Origin of the sequence: Streptomyces sp. ATCC 21386, from assembly GCF_018728545.1 — a bacterium.
Classification (GTDB): Bacteria; Actinomycetota; Actinomycetes; order Streptomycetales; family Streptomycetaceae; genus Streptomyces.
In genome coordinates this window covers 4,225,684-4,248,325 of record NZ_JAAVVL010000001.1, presented here as the reverse complement: position 1 = coordinate 4,248,325, position 22,642 = coordinate 4,225,684, and the positions used below count along the sequence as shown (strand labels likewise).

Below are 22,642 nucleotides of genomic sequence, written 5' to 3'. Positions count from 1 at the left end.
GCCTCGCGTCATGACCGACGCGAGGCCCGAGTCCGTCGGTCCTGGTCGCCCCTACCGGCTCGCCGCCGCGGCCGGCTCCGGCCTGGGCATCCGTACGGCGTCCAGCACGGCGGCCTGATACGGGGTCAGGGCCGTGGGCGCCCCGGCCGGGGACAGAGCCGACCAGTCGGGCTCGCGACCGCAGACGTACAGCGTCCCGAGCGAGGAGAGCAGCGACCGGCGCTCCGCCCGCCGTCTGCCGGACGGCAGCAGCCACCCCTGCCGCTCCCCGTGCTCCAGCGTCTGCCGGATGGGGCTCAGCAGCACGGGATGTGCGCTGACCTCGACGAACACCTCGTGCCCGGCGGCGAGCAGGTTCTCCACCGCGGCGGACAGTCGCACCGGTTCGCGCAGGTTACGCATCCAGTAAGCGGCACCGAGAGAGGTCCCGGGCACCGGCTCCGCCGTCACGGTGGAGTACATGGGCACCCGGGTGGGCGTCGGCTCCAACGAGTCCAGCGCGGCGTGGAGATCCTCACGGAGTTCCTCGACGTAATGGCTGTGCGAGGCGACCGTCCCCTTGATCACCCTGCAGTAGACGTCCCGTCGGTCCAGCTCCTCGACGAGCGCGGACAGCGACCGTGTGTCGCCCGCCAGCACGGTGGACCGAGGACTGTTCTCCCCGGCGACGCTGATGCCACCGCCGGCAGCCTCGGCCACCGCGCGCGCCTCGGCGGGCGAGAGTTCCGTCAGGGCCAGCGCCCCTTTTCCGGCGATGCGGCGCAACAGTGCGCTGCGGCGGCACCCGATCATGACGGCATCGCGCAGCGACAACGCGCCGGCGACATGAGCCGCGGCGATCTCTCCCATGCTGTGCCCGACCACCGCGTCCGGTGCGACGCCCCAGCTGCGCCACAGCGCCGCCAGGGCGATCTGCAAGGAGATCATCGTCGGTTGCAGCACGTCCAGTTCGTCCAGTCGGCCCGCGTGGGCGTCCAGCCCCAGCTGCTCCACCGGGGAGAACCCCGCGAACTCGCGGACCAGCCGGTCGCAGTGGTGCATCGTCCGGCGGAACACCGGCTCGGCGGCGAGGAGTTCACGGCCCATGCCGTGCCACTGGGCGCCCTGTCCCGCGAAGACGAAGACCACCTTGGGACGCCGGGCGGTGACCTCCGGCGGGATGCGCTCAGCCTCACCCGCGCACACCTCGTCGAGCTGCCGGTACAGCTCGGCGTACGAATCGACGGCGAACGCGACGCGGTGAGGGCCGGCCGCGCCCCGGCGGGCGTCGTGGCAGTAACGGGCCAGCGACGGAAGGTCTCGTCCGGCGCGGACGCGCTCCAGGTGCGCGGCCAGGCACGCGCGCAGACGGTCCTCGCTGTCGGCGGCGACGGCGAACAGCCGTGCGCCCGCCTCTCCCCCCGTCCCTCGCGCCGGCGGCGTCATCGGCGGACGGCGATCTGGTGACGGTAGCTCTCCATCGGCAGTCCGCTCATCCACGGTACGACGCCCAGCTTGCTGAGCACCTTGATCACAGGAGGCGGCTGATAGCCGGCGAACATGCCGCCGAACATGAGGATCTGGCTGTGCGCGACGATCTGCCGCATCAGCGGATTCATCCGCCGCCGGTTCAGCGTGGTGCGGAAATGGCTGCCCGGCGCCATCCGGCGGCGCACCGCCGCGCGGATGCGGTCCGAGATGTCGTGGTCGGCGACCCACTCCAGGCCCTCGGTCGCCGCCGCCGCACGCCGCATGGTCGCGGAGCGCTGCCGGGTGAAGACGTCGATGTGGCTCAGCACGCCGTCGGGACGCAGCACGCGTGCGGCCTCGCGCAGGAACCTGCCGAGATCGGGATACGTGTGCGAGCTCTCGATGTTGACGAGCACGTCCACCGAGCCGTCCTCGAACGGCAGATCCTCCGCGTCCCCGTGGACGAAGCGGAGCGCGTCGCCCCGGGAGAGGGTGGCCGTCGCCCGTGCGACGGCCTTCGGCGACAGGTCCAGGCCGGTCATCCGCGCGCCGGGGACGACCCTCGACAGGAAGTTCAGCCCCTCCCCCATGCCGCAGCCGACCTCCAGCACCTCCCGGCCCGCGTAGTCGTCCAGGTCGATCGGGAGGTCGCGCAGGGCGAGGAAGTAGAGCTGCTCGCTGAAACCGTCCGTCCAGGGTTCGCCGAAGCCGGGCACCCGGGCCCGGATCTCCTCGACGAGATCGGCGTCGTACATGCCCCAGTTCCACAGGTCGCCCTTGCCGGACAGCGTGGCGGCCATGTCGTAGATGGTGGCACTGGCCGACTTCATGCCGGCGGCCTTCTCGCCGCTGCGCGGCGTGCCGTCCTCGTCGAGGTTGAGGTCGGCGAGGCCGCTGGTGAAGGCGGTCATGACGTCCGGGGTCGTACTCATCTGCGGTCTCCGATCGGCGAGGTGGGGTCGGTCACGGGCTGACGGTGTCGCCGCGCACCAGTCCGAGGCCGTCCGGCGCCTCGGCGGGGTCGGAGCCCGTCCTGACGGGCCGGTTCTCCGCGTCGACGAACACCACGCTGGGCTCGTACGTGCGGGCGTACTCCTCGCTCATGGACGCGTAGGAGATGATGATGACGAGGTCGCCGGGACCGATGAGCCGGGCGGCGGCGCCGTTGACGCCGATGACCCCGCTGCCGGCCTCGCCCTCGATGACATAGGTGCTGAGCCGGGCGCCGTTGTCGATGTCGACGACGTCCACCTTCTCGCCGGGCCACAGGTTCGCGGCGGCCATCAGGGTGGCGTCGATGGTCAGGGAGCCGACGTAGTGCAGGTCCGCCTGGGTGACCGTGGCCCGGTGGATCTTGGACTTGAGCATCTCTCGGAGCAGCATGTCCTCTCCGTTCACCAGGTCACCGGCAGCTCGTGCACGCCGTAGATGATCATGTCCGCGCGGGTGCGGATCTCTTCCGCCGGTACGGCGAGGCGCAGTCCCGGCAACCGGCCGAGCAGGCACTTGAAGGCGACCCTCAGCTCCAGCCGGGCGAGTTGCTGGCCCACGCACTGGTGGATGCCGTGTCCGAAGGCCAGATGCGGCACGGGCTCACGCGTCACGTCGAGCCGGTCCGGGTCGGGGCACAGCGCGGGATCCCGGTTGGCGGCGGCGAGCGACAGCGAGACCGCGTCGCCGGTCGCCAGCCGGTGACCGTCGAAGTCCAGGTCCTCGCCCGCTGCGCGAATGGAGCCCGCGTGCACGACCGTCAGGTAGCGCAGGAGTTCCTCGACGGCGTTCGGTATCAGTGCGGGGTCGGCGGCCAGTGCGGCGAACTGGTCGGGGTGCTCCAGCAGGGCGAACGTGCCCAGGGTGATCATGTTCGCGCTGGTGTCGTAGCCGGCGATCAGCAGCACGCTGCCCACCGTGACCAGTTCCTCGTCGCTGAGGTCGCCCTCGGCGACGAGCGTGCTGAGCAGGTCGTCGGCGGGCTCGGCCCGCTTGGCCTGGATCAGCCCGTAGAGCAGACCGCCGACGGCCTGCCATCCGGCGATGGCGTCCTCGGCGCTGGAGTGCACGGTGAACAGGGCCTTGACGGCCTTGGCGAAGTCCTCGCGCTGTTCGACGGGTACGCCGAGCAGTTCGCAGATCGTCGACGCCGCCATCGGCTCGGCGAACTGTGTCAGCAGTTCGGCGGGGCCCGCCTGGGTGGTCATGGCGTCCAGGTGCTTCGCGGCGAGGGCGGTCAGTCGCGGTTCCAGTGTCCTGGTCCGGCGTGCCGAGAACCAGGCGGCCACCTTGCGGCGGTACCGGGTGTGCTCAGGGGGGTCCATCGCCGTGAACATGCCCGGCGCCACCTCGGTGCGGTCCGCGGCCATGGGCAGCGGGATCGGCGAGCGCAGCGCGTCGCCCCGTGAGCTCATCCGGCGGTCGGCCAGCAGCCGGCGGACCTGGTCGTAGCCGGTGACCAGCCAGCCCACATGGCCGTCCGGGAAGACCATGCGCGCGACGGGGTGGTCCTTGCGCAGGTCCGCGAGGTCGGCGGCGGGGTCGAAGGGGCAGCGGCCCCGGGTCATGGGCAGATTCTCGACGGTGGGGACGGTGTCGCTCATCGTTTCTCTCTTCCGGAGGTCGGATGCACGGGGAGCCGCCGCGTCGGCGGCGGGTGGCGCGGTGCGGTTCCGGCCGGGTCGGCGGCCGGCCGCGGGTCCGGGAGTTCCTCGAACAGCGCGGAGGGCGCGGGGTCACCCTCGATCCGGTCGAGGCCCACGCCCGGGCGGTGGATGGGCGTCGCGGCCGGGGTGCGTGTGCTTCAGCGGCCGCGGCTGGTCGGGGTCCGCGGTAAGGGTCGGGTCCGTCGTGGCGATCTCAGACCGGTGAGCCCGTCACCGCGGCGGCCCCGGTCATCAGGCGGTCGGCGATCTCGTCGGCGTGCCGGTCCCGCCACGCGCGCAGCGGCGTGTGCGCCAGCCACCGGTTGCACGCGCCCAGCGCCGGCCCGCACGGGATGCGGTAGTCGGCGACACGGTCCGGCGTCCCCTCGACCGCCCAAGTGCTCGCCTGCGCGCAGTACCAGCGGAACACCAGCGCCATGCGCCGCTTGGGGTCGAGCGCCTCGTCGGCCGGGCCGCCGAGGCGGGTGTGGACGTCGTCGAACGAGGCACCGAGGTAGTCGCGCTCCACCTTGGACCGCACGGCGGCGGGCACGGCGTCCCAGGACTCGTAGTTGCGCCACAGGTCGTAGAGCTTGCCCGCGCGGGCGTGGAAGAGGACACCCCGGCGCAGCACCCGCGCCCTGCCGCCCAGTTCGAACAGGTCCCCGTGGGGCGCGAACGCGGTGTCGTGCACATCGGCGTGTTGCAGCAGGTCCTTGGCCGCGGCGCTCATCCCGCTCTCGGCCGTGCACAGGTTGACGGAGCCCGTGACGACGAAGTCCGCCCCGAGCACGAAGCAGGCCGCGGCCGACTCGGGGGAGCCGATGCCCCCGCCCGCCCCGACGCGTACGTGTTCGGCGACGCCGCCGATCTCCGCGCGCAGGAGGCGCAGCGCGGGCAGCAGCGCCCACAGGCCCGCGTGGTCGCAGTGGTCTCCCGCGTCACCCACCGCGCAGACGTCGTCCGCCAGCGCGACATGCTCCCCGGCCGCCGCCTCCTCGGCTGTGAGCAGGCCCTCGGCCACCAGCCGCCGCACCAGCGGAGCGGGCGGCGGGGAGAGGAACAGGCGGGCGGCGTCAGGCCGGGTCACTTTCGCCAGCAGCTTGCGCGGCACGTGCACCGTGCCCTCCGGCGACACGCGCGCACCGGTCAGGCGGTGGCGTACGAGGGCGGGGGTCACCTCCACGTGGGTGGCGGCCTCCACGAAACGGACGTCGTGGCGGATGAGGACGTCCACCAGGTCGGCCTCGGCGCGCGGGTCGAAGGGGTCGTGCGTGACGTTGACGCCGAACGGCGCGCTGGCCGGGACGCTTTCGCGGATCCGGGTCACCGCGGCGGCCACGTCGGCGGCCGTGAGCCCCGACGCACCGAAGTAGGCCAGCAGACCGGCCCGCGCCATCCGGGAGACCAGGGCGACGGAGCTGACACCCTGCCGCATGCCACCCGCGGCGTAGGCGAGGCGGACACCGTAGTCCCGCCGGAAGGCGTCCGACCCCAGGGAGTCGGCGCGCGCCGGTGCGCTCGCGGTCCGGGTACGGTCCGTCGCGGGTCGCCGTGCGGCGGCGGTCACGGGCGCTTGTGCCGCCGGGAGCGCGGTCGCCTCGGCACGGACGCGGGCGACGAGCTTCGTCAGCACCTGCCCGGGGCCGAGCTCTCGCACCCGGAGGTCGCCCTGTCCCATCAGGAGCCGGATGCTGTCGGTCCAGCGCACCGGCGAGGCGATCTGACGGCGCAGGGTGGCGGCCACCTCTCCCGCCTCGTACGGCCGGGCGTCGACGTTGCTGATCACGGGGATCTTCGGGGCGGCGAACGGCGTGGCGTCCAGCAGGCGCCCGAACTCCTCGGCCGCCGCCGCCATGTACCGGCTGTGGAACGGCGCGCTGACGTTGAGTGGCGCGCACCGGGCTCCGGCCTCCTTCAGCGGGGGCAGGGCCCGTTCGACCTCCCGCACCGGACCGGCGATCACCGTCTGGGTCGGGGCGTTGTAGTTGGCGATGTCGATCTCGGTGAGTCCGTTGTCCGCGAGAACCCGTTCGACGAGCGCGGCGTCGACCCCGGACACGGCGGCCATCGTGCCGCCGCTGACCTCTCCCATGAGCCGGCCGCGCTCGGTGACCAGGCGCAGCCCGCTCTCGAAGTCGAACACTCCTGCGGCGAACAGGGCGGAGAACTCGCCGAGGCTGTGTCCGAGGACGTAGTCCGGCAGCCGGCCGCCCTCGGCCAAGGCCGCCAGCCAGGTGAGGGAGTTGACGACGTACAGCGCGGGCTGGGTGTAGCGCGTGTCGCGCAGGTTGCGGCCCGGGTCCTCGAGGCACAGCTCCCGGAGGGAGTAGCCGAGGACGTCGTCGGCGCGGGCGACCAGGTCGGGGAAGCGGTCGAAGACCTCCCGTCCCATTCCCTTGGCCTGTGCGCCCTGTCCGGGGAAGACGTAGACGTCGAGCGCCTTCGCGTCGGCGACGGGCGGGTCCTGGGTCGCCGCGGGAGCGGTCACGGGGTTCACCTCGGTTCGTCGTGCGGGGGCGGCGAGGAGGGGGCGGGCGTCCAGAACGGCCCGGTACAGCACCTCGTCGCGGGCGTACGGGGACAGCAGTGGCAGGACCCGGGACCCGCTGCCGGCCGGCAGGGCCGCCCGCACCAGGTTGGCCGTGGATCCGGACGGCCCCAGGTCGAGGAAGAGCAGGTCGTCGCGGGCGAGGAGCGGCCCCAGGGCCCGGGTGAGGTCGAACGGCTCCCGCAGCACCCGCCACAGATGAGCGGGGTCGGGTATCTGCACGGTCGCGCCGGTGGTGCCGGAGATCAGCGGAATCCTGGCCGGCCGCGCGGCAAGGGAGCCGATCAGGTCCTTGAAGGCCCCCTCCACCGGGTCGATCAGGGGTGAGTGGAAGGGGAAACTCACGGGCAACCGCTGGCAGAGCGTGCCGGCGGCGTTCAGGTGCCGCTCGATCCGGTCCAGGTCGGCGGCCGTCCCCGCCAGGACGAAGTTCTCCGGCGAGTTGACCGCGGCCACGTGCGCCGCCGCCAGGACGGGGTCACGGCGGGCGAGCTCGACGTCGGCGAGGACCGCGAGCATGCCTCCTCGGGGGCATTCCGCCTCGAACAGCTCGACCTGGCGCAGCAGGGAGCGCAGGCACTCCTCGGGGTCGACGACCCCGGCCACGGCCGCCGCCGCGACCTCGCCCAGGCTGGCGCCGAGCACCGCGGCGGGCTCGAAGCCGTGCGACCTGAGCATGTCCGCCAGCGCGTACTCGACCATGAAGATCGCCGGCTGGGTGAGCGCGAAGCGGGTCATCGGGCGTTCGGGCCCGTGGCCGCCGTGGTGGATCGCCTCGATCACCGAGTCGCCGCGGGTCTCGCGCACCACCGCGTCGAGGCGGTCGAGGCTTTCGCGGAACACGGTGTCGGCCCCGTACAGCCATCTGCCCATGCCGTGGTACTGCGAGCCCTGGCCCGCGAAGAGGAAGACCGGTGCGAGCATCAGGAGGCACGCAGGGAGCACTCGATCGCCTTGTGCCCGGTGGGCAGCGGGGCGACGGACTCCACGGTCAGGCCGGCCTCGTCCAGGGCGCGGCGCAGGGCCGGCTCGTCCAGGCCGAGTGTGCCCTCGTCGCAGGCGACGGCCTGGAACACCGCCCGCCAGCTGTCGAGGTCGGTCTCCACCAGCGGTTCGATCACGAGCAGCCGGGCGTCCGCGGGGCTGTCCGCCATCGCGGTGGCGACCGTGCGCAGGACCCGGACGCAGTTGTCGTACGTCCAGTCGTGCAGCACGTTCTTGAGCAGGTAGCGGTCGGCGCCTGCGGGGACCTCGGCGAAGAAGTCGCTGGGGGTGAAGCTGATCCGGGCACGGACTCCTTCGTCGGCCACCCGGGCGAGATTGCGCCGGCCGCGTTCGCAGACGCTCGGGCGATCGGCCACGGTGCCCTGGAGGGCGGGGTGGGCGGCGAGGAGGCCGGGGAGCACGCCGCCGCTGCCGCCGCCGACGTCGACGATGGTCCTCGCGCCGGTGAAGTCGTGGACGGTGAGGAGGCACTGGGCGACCGGGGCGGCCAGATCGACCATGCCCTGGTCGAACAGTTCGGCCGACTCGGGGTGGTGTTCGAGGTACTCGTAGAGGGTTTCCCCGAACACCTCCTTGAAGCCGGAGCGGCCCGTTTTGACGGTGTGCAGCAGGCCGGCGAAGGCGTCGTCGTACAGTTCGGCGGCGAGGATGGTGAAGTGCCGCTGGGTGAAGGGGTGGTCGGCGCGCAGCGGCGCGAACTGCTCGCCCAGCCGGAACTCCTCGCCGTCGCGGACCAGGACGCCGGGGACGGTGAGCATCTGCAGCAGTCGGTGCAGGACATCCGGGTCGGTCCCGGTGCGCTTGGCGAGTTCGGCGGAGGACATGGATCCGCCGTCCAGGATGTCGGCGATCTCCAGCCGGGCGGCGACCGCGAGGGCTCGGGCGAACCATCCGCTGACGGCGAGCTTGAGGATTTCCATGGGGGTCTCTCTCTTCCGGGTCCGTCAGGCGAGCCGGCGCAGCCGGTCGGCCAGGGTGGCGGGGGTCGGGGTCTCGAACACGTCGGACAGCGCCAGCCGGACGCCGGTGATCTCCTTGATCCGCTGGGCGAGCGTCGCCGCCATCAGGGAGTTGCCGCCGTTGGCGAAGAAGTGGGAGCCGGCGTCCAGGTCCTGACGGTCCAGCAGTTCGGTGAAGAGGCCGACGAGGGCCAGTGTCGGACCGTCGTCGCCCCGTACGGCGGTGTCGGCGCCGAGGGCGGGGCCACGGTGCCGGGCCGCCCGTTCGGCGAGGGCGAGGTGGTCCACCTTGTCGCTGCCGGTGCGGGGGAACGTGTCCACGGCGATGAACTGGTGCGGGACGACCGAGCGGGGCAGTTTGCGCTGGGCGTGGTCCCAGAGTTCGTGGACGGCCTCGGGGCGGTGCGGCACCCGGACGAAGGCGGCCAGGGTGCCGTCGCCACCGGGGTCTCCGACGACCACGACGGCCGCGGCCTCCACGTCGGGGTGGTCGAGCAGGACCGCTTCGACCTCCGCCAGCTCGATCCGGTTGCCGCGCAGTTTGACCTGGCGGTCGACGCGGCCGTACAGGTCGATGTGGCCGTCCGGCCGCCAGCAGGCCACGTCGCCGGAGCGGTGGAACGGTCCGTACTCGGTGTGGTCGCCGAAGCGTTCGGCGGTCAGTTCGGGCCGCCGGTGGTAGCCGGAGGCCACGCCGACGCCCGCGACGCACAGTTCGCCCCGCACGCCGACCGGGAGCGGTCTGCCGTGGGCGTCGGCGATGAAGATCCGGGTGTTGGCGACGGGCGCGCCGACGTGCACCCGGCCTTCGTGGTCGGCATCGACGCGGCCGGCGGTCGCCCAGATGGTGCTCTCGGTCGGGCCGTAGACGTTCCACAGCTCGGCGCCGGCCGCGCACAGGGTGGCGGCCAGTTCGCCGGGCAGCGGTTCGCCGCCGGTGAGGAGGGTGCGTCCGGCGAGTGTCGCGGCGGCATCGCGGGCGACCAGCCGCCAGGTGGTCGGGGTGGCCTGCAGCAGACCGATGTCGTGGGCGGTGACGGCCGCCGCCAGCACGGCGCCGTCGGTACGTGCCTCGTCCGGGAGGACCACGGTGTGCCCGCCGTGCAGCAGCGGCATCATCAGTTCGAGTGCGGAGGTGTCGAAACTGTACGTGCTCAGCCATCCCGTGGGGCGGGTGGAGCCGGCCACGCCGAACCGGTCGGCGTAGTCGACGATGTGGTTGACGAGGCTGCGGTGCCGGATCGGGATGCCCTTGGGCCGACCGGTCGAGCCGGACGTGTAGATCACGTAGGCCAGGCCGTCGGGTTCCGCGGCCGCTGCCGCCGCCACGTCCACCGGCGTCTCGGGTACGGCGTCCCAGTCGACGGCGGTCAGACCGGCCCGGCCCCCCGGCGGTTCGTTCCCTTCTCCCACGATCACGGTGTGCGCGCCCGCGTCGTCGAGCTGGTACGTCAGCCGCTCCACCGGGTGGTGGGGGTCCAGGGGGAGGTAGGCGGCGCCGGCCAGCCAGGTGCCGAGGACGGACGCGGCGAGGGAGGCGCCGCGCGGCAGCAGCAGCGCGACGACGTCGCCGCGTCGTACCCCGGCCGCGGTCAGGCGTGCGGCGGTCTCGACGGCGGCGGACCAGAGCCGGCCGTACGTCGTCGTACGGTCGCCGTCGAGGACGGCCGGCGCCGTGGGCCGGGCGGCGGCCCGGCGGGCGAACCCGTCGAGCACGGAAGGGAGGTCGATGGTGCGCTCGGTGGCGTTGGCCGCGTCGACGACGGCGTGGTCCTGCGGCGACCAGATGCGCAGCGAGGCGAGCGGGGAGTCCGCGGCGGTGCCGAGCGAGACCAGGAGGGCGTCGTAGCGGCGGACCATGCGTTCGACATCCGCGCGGTGCAGCACCCCGGTGTAGAACACGGCACGCACGGTGGCCGAGTCACGGTTGGCCGAGACGAAGAATTCCAGGTCGAACTGGCTGAACCCGTTCTCCACGACCAGGAGTTCGGCGTCTTCGCCGGCGAGGGTGAAGGTGCGCTGCGCGTCGGTGAACGGCACGTAGTTGAAGACGTGTTTGAAGAGGCCGTTGCGCCACCCGGAGCTGTCCCGCCGGACCATGTCCAGAACGTCGTCGGCGGGGACGTCCTTGTGCGCCATCGCTTCCATGAAGGTGCGGCGGGTCAGTGCGGTGAGGTCCCGGAAGGTCGCGTCCCGGTCGAGCGGCAGGCGCAGGGTGACGAGGTTGCTGTGATAGCCGACCGTGTCGACCGCCTCGCGCGGGCGGGTGTTCACGGGGGAGCCGATGGTGAGGTCGGGGCCGGCTCCGTGGCCGGCGAGGAGGACCGCATAGGCGGCGAGGAGCACCACCGACTCCGGTGCGCGGAGTTCGCGTTGGAGGCGGCGCACCACGGCGTGGGCCTCGGGCGACAGGACGTGGGTGACCTCGTCGCCGCGGAGGGTGGTGACCGACTGCTCCCGTTGCTCGCACCCGAGTTCGAGGCCCGAGGGGTGGAAGCCTGCCATCCGGTCGTGCCAGTAGCGGCGGCTCTCGGTGGACGCCTCGGGCTCGTGCCAGATCGGCACGGGGGTGGTGTCGGGGTTCTCCCCGGCGACGAGCGCCTCGTACAGGGAGACGAATCCGGCGCGCAGGACGGCCGTCGACTGGACGTCCGACACGGCGTGGTGCAGAGCCAGACAGAAGGTGTCGCCGTCCGGGCCGTGCAGGACCAGCGCGCGCAGGAGGGGGCTGCCGTCCGGGGTGAAGGGCCTGGCCACGAAGGCGGTCAGGACGGCCCGTTCGTCCTCGTCGGTGCCCCGGTGCGCGGCCTCCTCCAGGTCGACGGCGACCGCGGGGAGCACGGATCTGGTCAGGTCCGCGCCGTCCCGGTGGAAGACCGTCCGCAGCACCTCGAAGCGCTCCGGCAACAGGTGCAGTGCCTTCTCGGTGGCGGCGGGGTCGAGGCGTCCGCGTACACGGAAGGCGAGCGAGAGGTTGTTCGCGCCGTTGTCGGGGACCAGTTCGTCGAGCAGCCAGAGCGTGCTCTCCTTGCGGGTCGCGGGGACCTGGCCGGCCGGGGGGCCGGGGGTCACGCCGTGTCTCCCGTCGGGCCGGCCAAGACGTCCGCCACCGAGGCGGCCACGGCGGGCGTGCGCAGCAGGTCCTGGTGTGCCACGTCGAAGCGCCGTTCACCGGCGACCTCGATGGGGGCGATGCCGGGCGTGGTGCGCATCCGGTTCAGTCCGCTGTGTTCGCTGGCGGAGGTCATGACCGTGGCGCGTCGCCAGCCAGGGCGTGGGTCGAGGCCGGCGGCGGTGGCGAGGTAGGCCATGAACGATCCGACGAGCGAGACCAGTTCACCGGCGTAGTCCTCGTCCAGTCCGGCGCGGCGCAGCGCCCCGGTGCCGATCGGCCGGAAGGCGGCGTGGAGTCCGGCCGCGAAGGCGGTGGGCGTGACGTCGGGCTTCGCGGCGAGCCGTTCCGCGGTGTCGGACAGTTCGCCGGTCTCCTCGGGGGTGAGGACGGTGGTCATGTTGCCGATGACGCGTCCGAACTGGAGGTGGACGGTCGGGACGTCGACCAGCTCGGGATCGAAGACGATCACGTGAGGGGCGGTGTCCTGCCGAGCGGCGATCTTCTCGGCGAGCACACCGGCGAACACGGAGCCGGCGCAGTACCCCAGCACTGCCCGGACGTTGCGCCCGCTGGCCCTCACCTCCGACAGCCAGGGCTGGAGGTACCGCTCGTCCAGGGCGTCGTGTTCGGGGCTGCGGACCGGAGCGACGGTCTGCCACAGCGCGCAGTCGAGGTTCAGACCGGGTGTGAGATCAGTGAATCCTCCTTCGTTCCGGCCGGTGACCGGAAAGTCGGCGGCGAGCACGATGTCGGTGTCGTCTCCCGCATCGCGCACGACGTTCCACACGGTGGGGTCGGGCATGCATTTCCCCCGGATATCAAATGGACTGAATACCGATCCGATTACAGAGAACGGAGAAGCGGGCGGCCGGGTTCGCCTTCCCGCACCTCTCCCTTCAGGCCAGGCTGGATACTACGTACGGATGATCTGCCTGTCTACAGCATTCATTTGCCTGCCGTAGCACCTCGGCACCACCGAGCAGTCCCTTGAATCGAGGCTCGCGAGGAATTTCAGACAGGGGGAATTGAATTCCCGCTGGGAATGATGGAGTTCCAGCCGTCCGACGCATTTTTCCGGATATGTCGGAGCAGAGTTTCAGCCAGAGGCAGGCCGGATCACCTTGTGAAGCCCATGCCCCGCCGACGGCACTCGCCAGGAGAAACAGCTGCCGACGGCCCGTACATATGTTCAGCGCTCCATGGCTGGATGGCCGGTAATCATCGAGCAGAACCGCCTCCGACACGGGAAGGTGCCCCCTGCAATCAGCCACGAGAGGCCCGGTCGGTGCCACTTCCTCATTCCTGCGGGCCGACGACGATGGCGAGAATTCACCTGCCTCCGTGAATCACGTTCCGGCCCCGGATAGGGTGATCCACATGTTGCAAGAGGTTAAAGGCACGCAATACCTGACCGCACTGCGCGAAGGCGGTTCGCTCCCGGGCATCGTCGAGGCCGACGACGACGGCACCTACGTGGTCAAGTTCCGAGGAGCCGGGCAGGGCAGCGCGGCGCTGGTCGCGGAGATAGTGGTCGGCGAGCTCGGCCGACGCCTCGGCGTCCGGGTACCCGATCTGGTGCTCCTCGACGTGGGCGGCAAACTCGCCCGCAGTGAACCGGACCAGGAGGTGCGGCAACTGCTGCTCGCCAGCACCGGCCGGAACCTGGGCATGGACTTCCTGCCGGGATCGGTGGACTACGACGGCATCAAGTGGCGGGCGCCGGCCGAGGAGGCCGCCCGGATCTACTGGCTGGACGCCCTGACGGCGAACGTGGACCGCACCTGGTCCAACCCCAACCTCCTCGTCTGGCACCGGAAGTTGTGGGCGATCGACCACGGCGCCGCGCTGGTCTTCCAGCACTCGTGGCCCGCGGTGGACGGCTGGGCGAACCGGGACTACGGCCTGGGCTCGCACGTCCTCTCCTCACAGGCGGCCGACCTCGGCGCGCGGGCGCTCAAGGAACTCGACGCCGAACTGGCGGAACTCGTGACCGCCGCTCGCCTGGAGGAGGTCCTCGCACTGGTTCCGGACGACTTCCTGCTGGCCCTCGACTCCGCGAACGGCGCCGACGCGGCGGCCCTGCGCGGGCGCTACTGCGAGTACCTGCTGGCGCGTTGCGCGGGCGAGCGCGACTGGTGGCCCGAGGGAGCCGCGTGACCACAGCTTCAGCTACAAGACCGTATAGGGATACAATCATGTATCCGAAATGGCCGGTGGAAGGGGCGATCACCATCGGCCGGGGTCCGGACGTTGAACCGCCGGACCCGGACGGAGACCTTCGGCGAGCCGCCCGAGACGCAGCGCTCCTGCCACCGTCGGCGTGACGAGACCCTCGCCGGGCCGGGGCAGGGCGTACGGCCGTCGAACTCCCCGCACGAACGCCGCCACCACACCACGAACCACATCTGGAGACCCCCGGCATGAGCCGTTCGACGTATCAGGTCATCACCCGTGGCAAGTTCGCACCCCTCGACGAGGAACAGCGGGCCGCCCTGGTCGCGCAGGCGGACGACCACGGCGTGCTGAGCGCCCGGTTCACCGAGGAGGGAACCGTCACCTACGAGCTGCCGCCGCAGACGTTCACCTTCCGCGTGCTGATCCCGGTCGGCGACGACGACACCGAGCGCCTCGTCCTGGCGAAGGCCGAGGAACTCGCCACCTCGGCGATCCGCCGGCTCGGCGCCGACTGCCAGGATCTGCGTTCCAGGTCCTCGGACCTGGCCGCCATCAAAATGCGACGGCGCTGAATCCGTCGGTGCGGTCCCCTCTCGGCGCGGGGCGCCGGGCGGGCCCGCACCGGAAGAACGGCGAACACTCCATGACAGCCGCCGACTTCACCCGCTGACGTCCGAGCCGGTCCGCGCCGAGTCCCCTCGGCGCGGACCGACGTCCCCCAGGCGCGGACCGCCGTCCGCTCGACCTTCGCTCGACCTCCGCGGCGGCCTCTCCGCACGACAGCCTCGTCGAAGGCCCTTACCGTTCGGTCACAGCCGGGTCGGCCAGTTCGGCGGTTGCCTCGGCCGTCCCGTCGTCCTTCTTTCCCGCGTCCAACTGCCGCAGCGCCGGAAGGGCCACGGCCGACAGGGCCACCACACCCCACGACACCGCGAGAAGCGCTCCGGTCTGCCGCAGCCCGATCCACTCGACAAGCAGGCCGGCACCGAGGGTGCCCAGCGGGATGGCCGTCATCGACACCGCGTTCTGCAGACCGAGCACCCTGCCCCGGACCTCCTCCGGGATCCGCTCCGTGACCAGGACGAGCAACAAGGAGGCCATCGGTCCGGCCCCGATGCCCGCGAGCACGGCCGCCACCAGCATCACCGGCACCGGAGGGAGCAGGGCAAGTCCCGCGGTACCGATGGTGGACAAGATCTGAGCCGTCACGAAGACCGTGCGCCGTGACCAGCGTGAGCCGAAGGCGGCGTACAGGCCCGCTCCGCCGATCCCGCCCACGGCCAGACAGGACACGACCAGTCCGAAGCCACCGGGCGATCCCTCGCCGACGAGATACACGGGCAGGACGAGGTTCTCCAGCGGTGCGAGGACGACCGCGCTGCCCGCCGACACCAGGGTGATCGCGGTCAGTACCCGGTCACGGCGCAGCACCCTGAACCCCCGCGCGACATCGGCGCGAAGGCCGCCGCCCTCGGGCGAGGGCGCGGACTGCAGACCGATGTGCTTCGGCAGGGTCAGCGTGACGAGCGCGGCGAGGGCCGAGCACGCCGCGGTGATCCACAGGACGGTCGTCGGGTCCGCGATCATGATGAGCGCCCCGGCCGCGGCGGGCCCGAGGATCACCACGCCTCCGCTGATGCTCTCCCGCAGCCCGGCCAGACGCTCCATGCCGACTCCGGTGGCGGCGGCCACATCGGACGCGAGCGCCTCCCTGGCGGTCATCCCCGGCACGTCGAAGACGACTCCGGCCACACCGAGGACCACGAACCAGGCGACGGTGAGCCCAGAAACCGCGTCCACGATCGGCAGTGCCGCGACGCAGACGGCGGAGGCCAGGTCCGCGCCCATCGACAGCCGACGGCGGCCGACCCGGTCGATGAGCACTCCTCCCGCCACGGCGGACACCAGCATCGGCAGCGCGCTCGCGGCGGCCACCAGTCCGACTGCCGCGGCGTCGCCGGTGCGCAGCAGCACCAGCCAGGGAAGGGCGATGGCCGCCACGGTGTTCCCGAGCAGCGACAACCCATGGGAGAGGAGGTATCGGATCAGCACCGAGTCAGTTTGGCAGGGCCGTCGAGCCTCTCCGGTGTCCCGATGGCGGGATCCCTCCGCCCCTGAGGGGACCTTGCCCGGCCGGGCGCGGTGCCCAGGCGTACCGGTACGCCTGGTTCCGTCTCAAAATGCGTTCCCGCTTCAGGTGCCGGCCGTCCCGAAGGCGTACCGGGAGACATGGCCGACCCTTCCCAGTACGGGAAGCCGTGAGAGGACCGCGGTGCTCAGCCCGAGCCGGATCCGCAGGCCCCGCGGCAGATGGCGGAGGTCGACGCCGGCGGCGGTGGCGTAGGCGCTGACCGCTTCGACCAGCCGCAGTCCCGGCACTTCGCGCTCCAGTTCGCGGGGATCGTCCACGCCCCAGGCCAGCCGGGCGCCGGTCTGGCGGAACAGAGCCATGGAGCGTGTGGAGCGGACGGCGAACCGGGCGTAGGTGTCGAACACCATCTCACCGCGGGAGAAGCGGTCCACGAGGTTGCGCAGCGCGCGCGGCCCTTCGTCGGCGGCCAGATACATGGTGAGGCCCTCGGCGACGACGAGGACCGGCCGGTCCGTGGGGATGTCGGCGAGCCAGTCGGCATCGGTCACCGACGCGGCGACGGTCTCATGATCCGTCAGGGGTTCGTACAGTTCCTTGCGGAGCTCGATCACCTCCGGCTGGTCGACGTCGTACCAGTGCACCGTCGGCCCCGGTGCGATGCGTTGCACCCTGCTGTCCAAGCCGCAGCCGAGATGGAGGACCCTGGCCCGTGGGTGCGCGGTGAGGAACTCCCGTACCCGGCGGTCGAAGTGACGGGCGCGAAGGGCCACGCCGACGGCACTCGACTGCCGCATCCCGAGGCGGCCGAAGTCGTAGTCGAGCTTGTCGACGAGCGCGGAGGCCGTGTGGTCGCCGAGCAGGGGATGGGGTGAGCGGGCGTCCAGGGCTCGTGCGTAGAGAGGGGCGAGCAGTGTCTCGGCCGCGCCGGTCAGGGAAACCTTCATGTCCGGCCCCGTCGGACCGGCATGTCCTGCATTCGGAGCGGTAACGGCCGGAAAAAGGACAGGTCAAGCATCATTTCGCCCTTCTGAAACTCGGGACGGGGATATTGGCGGAAACTCTTCGCAATGCCGAGGAGAAATGCATTCCGTCAGCGTCCTCATTTGATCGAGACCCTAGGGGACCTTTTCTGCCTTGACAAGGCGTCAGTGATCGATCAGGCTGTCCGGTGACTCTCGCGACCATATCCCCGGGGAGATTGTTCTGGGCCCGGTGTTCGACACATCTCCCCTGTTTCGATGAGCAGGGAAACGGGGCGGATGAATGCCGATCGGGCGCATCTCGATTTCCGGTGGTGCGAATGCGCCGGGAGGAAGCGACGGAGATCCCCGGGCGGACGGGCTCGGCGGTCCCGTCCCCTCACCCTCCGGGCAACGTCCTCGGGCCGACGGCCTGACCGAAAACGTACTCATTCGCCAGAAACCGATTTCGACGCCTCTCCCGGCTCGCGGTACTTGTAGAGACCGCCCGAGGCTCCTGCGACGAGCGGCGCCCCGGAACGACGACGGAACGGACACCATGAACACGGCCCCCATCGAGGACCATTCGCCTTCCTGCCGCGACCTGGTCGGACTCCTCGCCCAGAACGACCGGCGCGCCGCCTACGCGGCCCTCGCCCTCGGCGCGACCTCCGTGGCCGAGGTCGCCGAGCTGGCCAAGCTCCGCCCAGCGGCCGCCGCCGCGGCGCTGCAGAAGCTGACGGCCGGCCGGATCGCCGCCTTCGACAGCGAGAAGCACGCGTACACGCTGCTCGACGACACGTTCCGGCTCGCGGTCCAGGCCGAGGTCAGGGTCTCCGGCCGGGGCGGCGGCGACGGGGCGGGCTCCTACTTCCGCCGAGGCCGGATCACGTCCATTCCGGGCAAGGCGGAGGTACGCGGTCGTGTTCTGGCCGTGGTGAAGGACTCGTTCGAGCCCGGCGTGGCGTACTCCGAGGCCAAGGTCAACGCCATCTGCGGCGAATGGTTCGACGACTGGGTGACTCTGCGCCGTGCCCTCGTGGACGAGGGTCTGCTGCGCAGGAACGAGTCCGGCACCATGTACGAGCGCGTCTGACGATGGTGCGCGTCGTGGCCGGCGATGCCCGCACCGCCGCGGATGTCACCGCGCGGGGCTGGCACGCGGGCGCGCCCGCCGACGCGTTCTGTCGACGCCGCGGTTTCGTGGCCCGGCCCGGCCAGGTCGTCGCCGAACCGTCATCCGACGGCCGCTCGGTCATCCTCAACGTCGGTCTGGGGCCGGCCCGTTCCGCCACGGCCACCGCCTTCCGTACGGCGGCGGCCGCCGCCGTACGGGCTGTCGGGCCGGCCCGCAGCCTGCGCCTCGATCTCGCTCTGCCGGACGACAGCGACGTCCCGGCAGCCGACCGGGTCCGCGCCGTCACCGAGGGGGCCGCGCTCGCCCTCTACCGATACGACGAGTTCCGCTCGGGGAAGTCGGCGAGGCCCTTGGCCGAAGTGACCGTGGCGACCCCCTCGACGGCTGAGCACAAGGCCGTGGCCGAGGCGCTGGCCGTCGCCGACGGGACCTGCCTGGCCCGCGATCTCGTCAACTGCCCGGCGGGCGCGCTGACCCCCGGGAACTTCGCGCGCCGGATCGCGAGCATGGCGGACGCCAACGGCCTGACCTGCACGGTCTACGAGGACCATGCGCTGGCCGAACTCGGCCTCGCCGGTCTGGAGGCCGTCGCCCGGGGCTCCCGCGAACCGGCCCGGTACGTGGAGGTCGCGTACACGCCGCCGGACGGTTCCTCGGCGCCCACGGTCGGCCTGGTCGGCAAGGGCATCACGTTCGACTCCGGTGGGCTGTCCCTCAAACCGTCGGACGAGATGCACGCGATGAAGGCCGACATGGGGGGCGCCGCCGCGGTGGTCGGAGCGCTCGCCGCTCTGCCCCGGCTGGCCCTGCCGGTGCCGGTCCGCGCCTACTTGCCGCTGGCGGAGAACATGCCCGGCGGCGCGGCGCTGCGCGTCGGCGACGTCGTGACACACCTCGACGGTACGACCACCGAGATCACCCACACCGACAACGAGGGCCGGGTGGTCCTGGCCGACGTCCTGGTCCGCGCGACCCGTCCTGGTCCGCACCGCGCCGACCTCGTGATCGACGTGGCGACCCTCACCTCGGCCGCCGCCCATGCGCTCGGCACCAGGACCGGTTCCCTCTTCTCCCCCGACAGCCGTCTGGCTGCCACGATCCTCGAAGCCGCGGACCGAGCGGGGGAATCGTTGTGGCGACTTCCGCTCCTCGCGCACGAACGGCGCCATCTGCACTCCGCGGTGGCCGACCGTGTGAACTGCTCCCACCGCCACGGCGACACGGTCCAGGCAGCCCTCTTCCTCCAGGACTTCATCGCCCCCGAAACCGTCTGGGCCCACCTCGACATCGCGGCCCCCGCGTTCAACAACGAGGCCCCGTACGACGAGACTCCGCACGGTGGTACGGGCTTCGCCGTGCGCACGCTGCTCGAGACGCTGAGGTCCCTGTCCGGGACGAACGAGCCGCGAGGGACGTGAGCGACGGCCCGCCGTGTTTCAGCCGGACTTCCGCACCGTGCCGGTGAGCGTGAGGGGGACGGGGTTGCGGGCGAGTCGGGGTGTGCCCTTGAGCGGTGGGGTGCGGTAGGCCGAGGGCTGTTCGCGGACCGCGAGTGCGATGACCTTCGTGCCTTCGATGTACACCCACCGCTCACGCTGCCAGGTACGGAGCGTTTCCAGGGCTTGGTCCCAGCGTTCGCCTGTCCACTCCTGCCCTTGGAGGTCTCGGAACCGGGTTCCTCCGATGACGGCCCGGTAGAGGCGGGCCTCGGTGTCCCGGAGGAACACTTCACGCTGCGGCAGTCCGGGGCGGTGGTCGTGCAGGACCACGGAGTCGAAGCCGAGCCGGTAGGTGAAACGGGCCTGGTGATGGTGGTTCCGCCAGAGCCGCACACGCGCGGCGAGCCGGCGCCGGACGGCGGCGTTGCTCTCGTCGTCGGGAAAGTCGCCCTCGAAGTGATAGGCGACGTCCCACAAGTCCTCGGGTGACAGGTCGGGATAGACGTACCGGTATCCCGGAAGAGGACGCGAAAGCGTGAGTCCATAGGACTCGGGATGTTCCACATACGGACTGAAACGGTCGAAGTGCACGGCGAGAACGTCGTTGTCCGGTGGTTCGAGGTGGCTGAGTGACGGCACCACCTCGAGCTGGGTGAGCAACGAGTCCGGTGTCTCGTTCGGGAAGCCGGTGAGAATGTTCCACACCGGAACCACTCCGTATTCGGCGCAGCCGAGGAGGAAGCGTATGTTCTGGAAGGCGGTGGCTCCCTTCTTGAGCAGACGCAGTCCCTCGGTGCTCAGGCTCTCGATCCCCGGCTGCACCGAACGGACACCCGCCCGGCGCATGTTCCTGATGTCGGCCCATTCCATGTTCGCCTTGACCTCGAAGAAGATGGAATGATCCGTGTTGAGTTTCTCCACCATGGGCAGGGCGGTGTCCAGGTACTTCAGATCGAGGATGTTGTCGACGGCGAAGAAGTCCAGCACACCGTAACGGTCCATCAGATGACGGAGTTCATCGGCCACAGTGTCGGGATGCTTGCTGCGATAGGCCATCGTGGCACCGTTGAGACCGCAGAAAGTACAGTGCGTCTTCGCACCCCACCAACAGCCCCGCGAGAACTCGACGGGCAGCGTGATGTCAGCCTCGAGATGATGCAGCCCGGCCTTCCGCAACTGCTCGAAGAAACCGTCGTAGTTCGGCATCGGAACCCGCAGGGAATCCGCCGCAGCACCCACCTCACCCGGCGGCGCACCCGCCTCACCCGGCGGCGCATCCGCCTCCCGCCGCGTGACCAGCCGCCCCTGCGAGGTGACCGGCCCCCCGCCGTCCACCTGCCGCAGCAGCGCGACGAACGCATCCTCCCCCGGGCCGTCGACCACCGCGTCCACCGTCGGATAGTTCGCCAGCAGAGCCCGGCCCATCGGGCCCTCGCAGTTGCTGCCGCCCAGCACGATCACCCCGGCATACCCACGCTCCCGCAGCCTCCCGGCCACCGCCAGAGTAGGACCGTTCTGGCTGAACATGCTGGTGAAGCCGATGACATCCGGAGCGGACCGCAGCAGGGCCTCCGCGGTCTCCTCCACATGCCGGTCGGCGACCTCGCGCAGCGCATCGATCAGCGCGATGGTCTCCTCGTCCACCCGCTTGCCCCGCAACTCGTCGAAGTACGCCGCCCGGGCCTCGGGGCCGGCATCCCGGCAGGCATAGATCCAGTCCCCCACCGCCATGTGGTAAAGACTCTCCGACACCAGCTCATAGGCATCGGACCATTCCGCGCGACTGAATCCCAGAGTCTCCTGGGCGAGCCCATAGAAATCGAGGTAGGCGTAATTCGAATGCACCCGCCATCCCTCGGCCTCGGCGACCGAACGCAGCGTTCCTATCTGGATCGACGGACGCCTCACGTTGTTCCAGGGCATGGAAACGAGCGTCACCAGCATGGCAGTGCCCCCCGCCTCCTCACCAGGAAATCCTCAGGTCATAGGCATTGCGGAGGAACGGGAGGTCCGGAGCGCCGGCAGCGGACGGCAGACCGTAGCGGGGAATGAGCGCATGCCACTCCTCCAGGGCCGTGAGCATCTGCGCCCGCGCCAGCGCCGCTCCGAGACACTGGTGGGGTCCCGTGCCGAACGCGATGTGCGGGTTCCGCTCCCGGTCGAAGTCCACGCGTCCCGGCTCGGGGAAGACCTCGGGATCGTGATTGGCTAGCGAGAGCGGAAGGAGCACCGTCTGTCCGCGGTCGGCCACCTCGCCCGCGCCGTCGTGCGCCGCCATCCGGCCCGGGTACATGCAGGAGTTCACCCGCAGGAACTCCTCCACCGCGACCGGACGGGTGTCCGCGGAGGTCAGAAAACGCTGCCGGTGCTCTTCGTGGACGGCGAGGAACTGGATCGCGTTGGCCAGGTGGTTGACCGTCGAGTCCACCCCGGCCAGGAAGAGCACGCTCAGCAGCGACACCCGGTCGTCGTCGGTGATGGGGGCACCCTCGATCTCCCAGGAGAACGTCGCGGTGGTGAGGTCGTCGGCCGGCTCGGCGCGCCTGCGCTCGACGTGCTCCCGGGCGTACTTCTCCACTGCCGGAATACCCGTTTCCTCGTACGCCGCTTCACGAGGGTTGGGTGCGTACCGTGAGTCGATCATCGCGCGGTTGATCGTCAGGAGCCGGTCGAGACCGTCGAGGGGCCAGCCCACGGCGGTCATCAGGTTCTCCATCACATAGGGCCGGGCGAAGTCCTCGTTGAACGAGATCTCGCCCTGCTCGAAGAATTCCTTGATCCGGCGCCGTGCGTTGTCACGGATCTGCGGGGTCAGTTCCCGTACCCGCTGGGGTGTGAACCACGCGGCGAGCTTGCGCCGCCATTCCGTGTGCTGACGTCCCTCGATGGTCAGCGGGATCCAGCGGTCCTCCTCGGCACCCTCGGCCGCGCTGACCCGTCCGACGGTGAACTGTTCCTCGTCCTTGAAGGCCTGGCATATTCCTTCGTAGCTGGTGAGGACCCAGAATCCGTCCCCGTGCCCGCTGTAGAAAGCACCCTCGTGCGCGTGCTCCTCAGCGGCTTTTCGGTACTCTGCCGGGGCGCTGAAGAAATTGAAGTCCACGGGGTCAGGCCCGGTTTTCCC

General features: G+C 71.0%; 17 protein-coding genes. 5 read left to right on the top strand and 12 right to left on the bottom strand.

Annotated features, from left to right (window positions below):
* Positions 1-51 precede the first annotated feature (51 nt).
* The 8 genes from GWK25_RS18580 to GWK25_RS18545 form a co-directional block, all read right to left on the bottom strand.
* Positions 52-1,425, bottom strand: a complete 1,374-nt coding sequence (locus GWK25_RS18580; RefSeq protein WP_215451660.1) for an acyltransferase domain-containing protein — start codon at positions 1,423-1,425, stop codon at positions 52-54.
* Positions 1,422-2,381, bottom strand: a complete 960-nt coding sequence (locus tag GWK25_RS18575; RefSeq protein ID WP_215451645.1) for a class I SAM-dependent methyltransferase — start codon at positions 2,379-2,381, stop codon at positions 1,422-1,424. The genes GWK25_RS18580 and GWK25_RS18575 overlap by 4 nt, the downstream gene beginning before the upstream one ends.
* 31 nt (positions 2,382-2,412) lie before the next feature.
* Positions 2,413-2,829: an aspartate 1-decarboxylase gene (gene panD / locus GWK25_RS18570; protein WP_215457428.1), complete on the bottom strand. Its 417-nt coding sequence runs from the start codon at positions 2,827-2,829 to the stop codon at positions 2,413-2,415.
* 14 nt (positions 2,830-2,843) lie between these two features.
* Complete coding sequence (locus GWK25_RS18565; protein ID WP_215451610.1) at positions 2,844-4,043, bottom strand: cytochrome P450; 1,200 nt, start codon at positions 4,041-4,043, stop codon at positions 2,844-2,846.
* A 256-nt stretch (positions 4,044-4,299) separates the two neighbouring features.
* On the bottom strand, positions 4,300-7,560 hold the full coding sequence (fabD, locus tag GWK25_RS18560; protein WP_215451583.1) for an ACP S-malonyltransferase: 3,261 nt from the start codon (positions 7,558-7,560) through the stop codon (positions 4,300-4,302).
* Positions 7,560-8,561, bottom strand: a complete 1,002-nt coding sequence (locus GWK25_RS18555) for a methyltransferase (protein ID WP_215451571.1) — start codon at positions 8,559-8,561, stop codon at positions 7,560-7,562. The genes fabD and GWK25_RS18555 overlap by 1 nt, the downstream gene beginning before the upstream one ends.
* Before the next feature lie 24 nt (positions 8,562-8,585).
* The gene (locus GWK25_RS18550; RefSeq protein ID WP_215451566.1) at positions 8,586-11,672 is read right to left on the bottom strand and encodes a non-ribosomal peptide synthetase; all 3,087 of its coding nucleotides are present in this window, start codon (positions 11,670-11,672) and stop codon (positions 8,586-8,588) included.
* Positions 11,669-12,517, bottom strand: a complete 849-nt coding sequence (locus GWK25_RS18545; protein ID WP_215451564.1) for a hypothetical protein — start codon at positions 12,515-12,517, stop codon at positions 11,669-11,671. The genes GWK25_RS18550 and GWK25_RS18545 overlap by 4 nt, the downstream gene beginning before the upstream one ends.
* 575 nt (positions 12,518-13,092) lie before the next feature.
* Between GWK25_RS18545 and GWK25_RS18540 the strand changes: the two genes are divergently transcribed.
* From GWK25_RS18540 to GWK25_RS18530, 3 genes are all read left to right on the top strand, one after another.
* Entirely contained in the window at positions 13,093-13,872 is a 780-nt protein-coding gene (locus GWK25_RS18540) for a HipA family kinase (RefSeq protein ID WP_215451562.1), read from the top strand.
* 93 nt (positions 13,873-13,965) lie between these two features.
* Entirely contained in the window at positions 13,966-14,139 is a 174-nt protein-coding gene (locus GWK25_RS18535) for a hypothetical protein (protein WP_215451559.1), read from the top strand.
* Positions 14,136-14,462, top strand: a complete 327-nt coding sequence (locus GWK25_RS18530) for a DUF6204 family protein (RefSeq protein WP_215451557.1) — start codon at positions 14,136-14,138, stop codon at positions 14,460-14,462. Before GWK25_RS18535 ends, GWK25_RS18530 begins: the two co-directional genes overlap by 4 nt.
* Positions 14,463-14,688: 226 nt before the next feature.
* Here GWK25_RS18530 and GWK25_RS18525 read toward each other — a convergent pair whose 3' ends face one another.
* Positions 14,689-15,942: an MFS transporter gene (locus tag GWK25_RS18525; RefSeq protein ID WP_215451555.1), complete on the bottom strand. Its 1,254-nt coding sequence runs from the start codon at positions 15,940-15,942 to the stop codon at positions 14,689-14,691.
* 141 nt (positions 15,943-16,083) lie between these two features.
* The gene (locus tag GWK25_RS18520) at positions 16,084-16,926 is read right to left on the bottom strand and encodes a class I SAM-dependent methyltransferase (RefSeq protein ID WP_215451553.1); all 843 of its coding nucleotides are present in this window, start codon (positions 16,924-16,926) and stop codon (positions 16,084-16,086) included.
* 574 nt (positions 16,927-17,500) lie between these two features.
* Between GWK25_RS18520 and GWK25_RS18515 the strand changes: the two genes are divergently transcribed.
* A complete protein-coding gene (locus tag GWK25_RS18515; RefSeq protein ID WP_215451551.1) occupies positions 17,501-18,037 on the top strand; it encodes a DUF2087 domain-containing protein in 537 nt (178 codons plus the stop codon).
* A 14-nt stretch (positions 18,038-18,051) separates the two neighbouring features.
* Positions 18,052-19,497: a leucyl aminopeptidase gene (locus GWK25_RS18510; RefSeq protein ID WP_308404259.1), complete on the top strand. Its 1,446-nt coding sequence runs from the start codon at positions 18,052-18,054 to the stop codon at positions 19,495-19,497.
* Between the two features lie 18 nt (positions 19,498-19,515).
* Here GWK25_RS18510 and GWK25_RS18505 read toward each other — a convergent pair whose 3' ends face one another.
* The gene (locus GWK25_RS18505) at positions 19,516-21,462 is read right to left on the bottom strand and encodes a RiPP maturation radical SAM C-methyltransferase (protein ID WP_286014535.1); all 1,947 of its coding nucleotides are present in this window, start codon (positions 21,460-21,462) and stop codon (positions 19,516-19,518) included.
* Between the two features lie 19 nt (positions 21,463-21,481).
* Positions 21,482-22,621: a cytochrome P450 gene (locus tag GWK25_RS18500; RefSeq protein WP_215451543.1), complete on the bottom strand. Its 1,140-nt coding sequence runs from the start codon at positions 22,619-22,621 to the stop codon at positions 21,482-21,484.
* Positions 22,622-22,642: the final 21 nt, after the last annotated feature.

What these genes read in the sequence shown, in the direction of transcription:
- GWK25_RS18580 (WP_215451660.1), bottom strand. Translation starts at nt 1,425, where the DNA reads ATGACGCCGCCGGCGCGAGGGACGGGGGGAGAGGCGGGCGCACGGCTG.
- GWK25_RS18575 (WP_215451645.1), bottom strand. Translation starts at nt 2,381, where the DNA reads ATGAGTACGACCCCGGACGTCATGACCGCCTTCACCAGCGGCCTCGCC.
- GWK25_RS18565 (WP_215451610.1), bottom strand. Translation starts at nt 4,043, where the DNA reads ATGAGCGACACCGTCCCCACCGTCGAGAATCTGCCCATGACCCGGGGC.
- fabD (WP_215451583.1), bottom strand. Translation starts at nt 7,560, where the DNA reads ATGCTCGCACCGGTCTTCCTCTTCGCGGGCCAGGGCTCGCAGTACCAC.
- GWK25_RS18555 (WP_215451571.1), bottom strand. Translation starts at nt 8,561, where the DNA reads ATGGAAATCCTCAAGCTCGCCGTCAGCGGATGGTTCGCCCGAGCCCTC.
- GWK25_RS18545 (WP_215451564.1), bottom strand. Translation starts at nt 12,517, where the DNA reads ATGCCCGACCCCACCGTGTGGAACGTCGTGCGCGATGCGGGAGACGAC.
- GWK25_RS18540 (WP_215451562.1), top strand. Translation starts at nt 13,093, where the DNA reads ATGTTGCAAGAGGTTAAAGGCACGCAATACCTGACCGCACTGCGCGAA.
- GWK25_RS18530 (WP_215451557.1), top strand. Translation starts at nt 14,136, where the DNA reads ATGAGCCGTTCGACGTATCAGGTCATCACCCGTGGCAAGTTCGCACCC.
- GWK25_RS18520 (WP_215451553.1), bottom strand. Translation starts at nt 16,926, where the DNA reads ATGAAGGTTTCCCTGACCGGCGCGGCCGAGACACTGCTCGCCCCTCTC.
- GWK25_RS18515 (WP_215451551.1), top strand. Translation starts at nt 17,501, where the DNA reads ATGAACACGGCCCCCATCGAGGACCATTCGCCTTCCTGCCGCGACCTG.
- GWK25_RS18505 (WP_286014535.1), bottom strand. Translation starts at nt 21,462, where the DNA reads ATGCTGGTGACGCTCGTTTCCATGCCCTGGAACAACGTGAGGCGTCCG.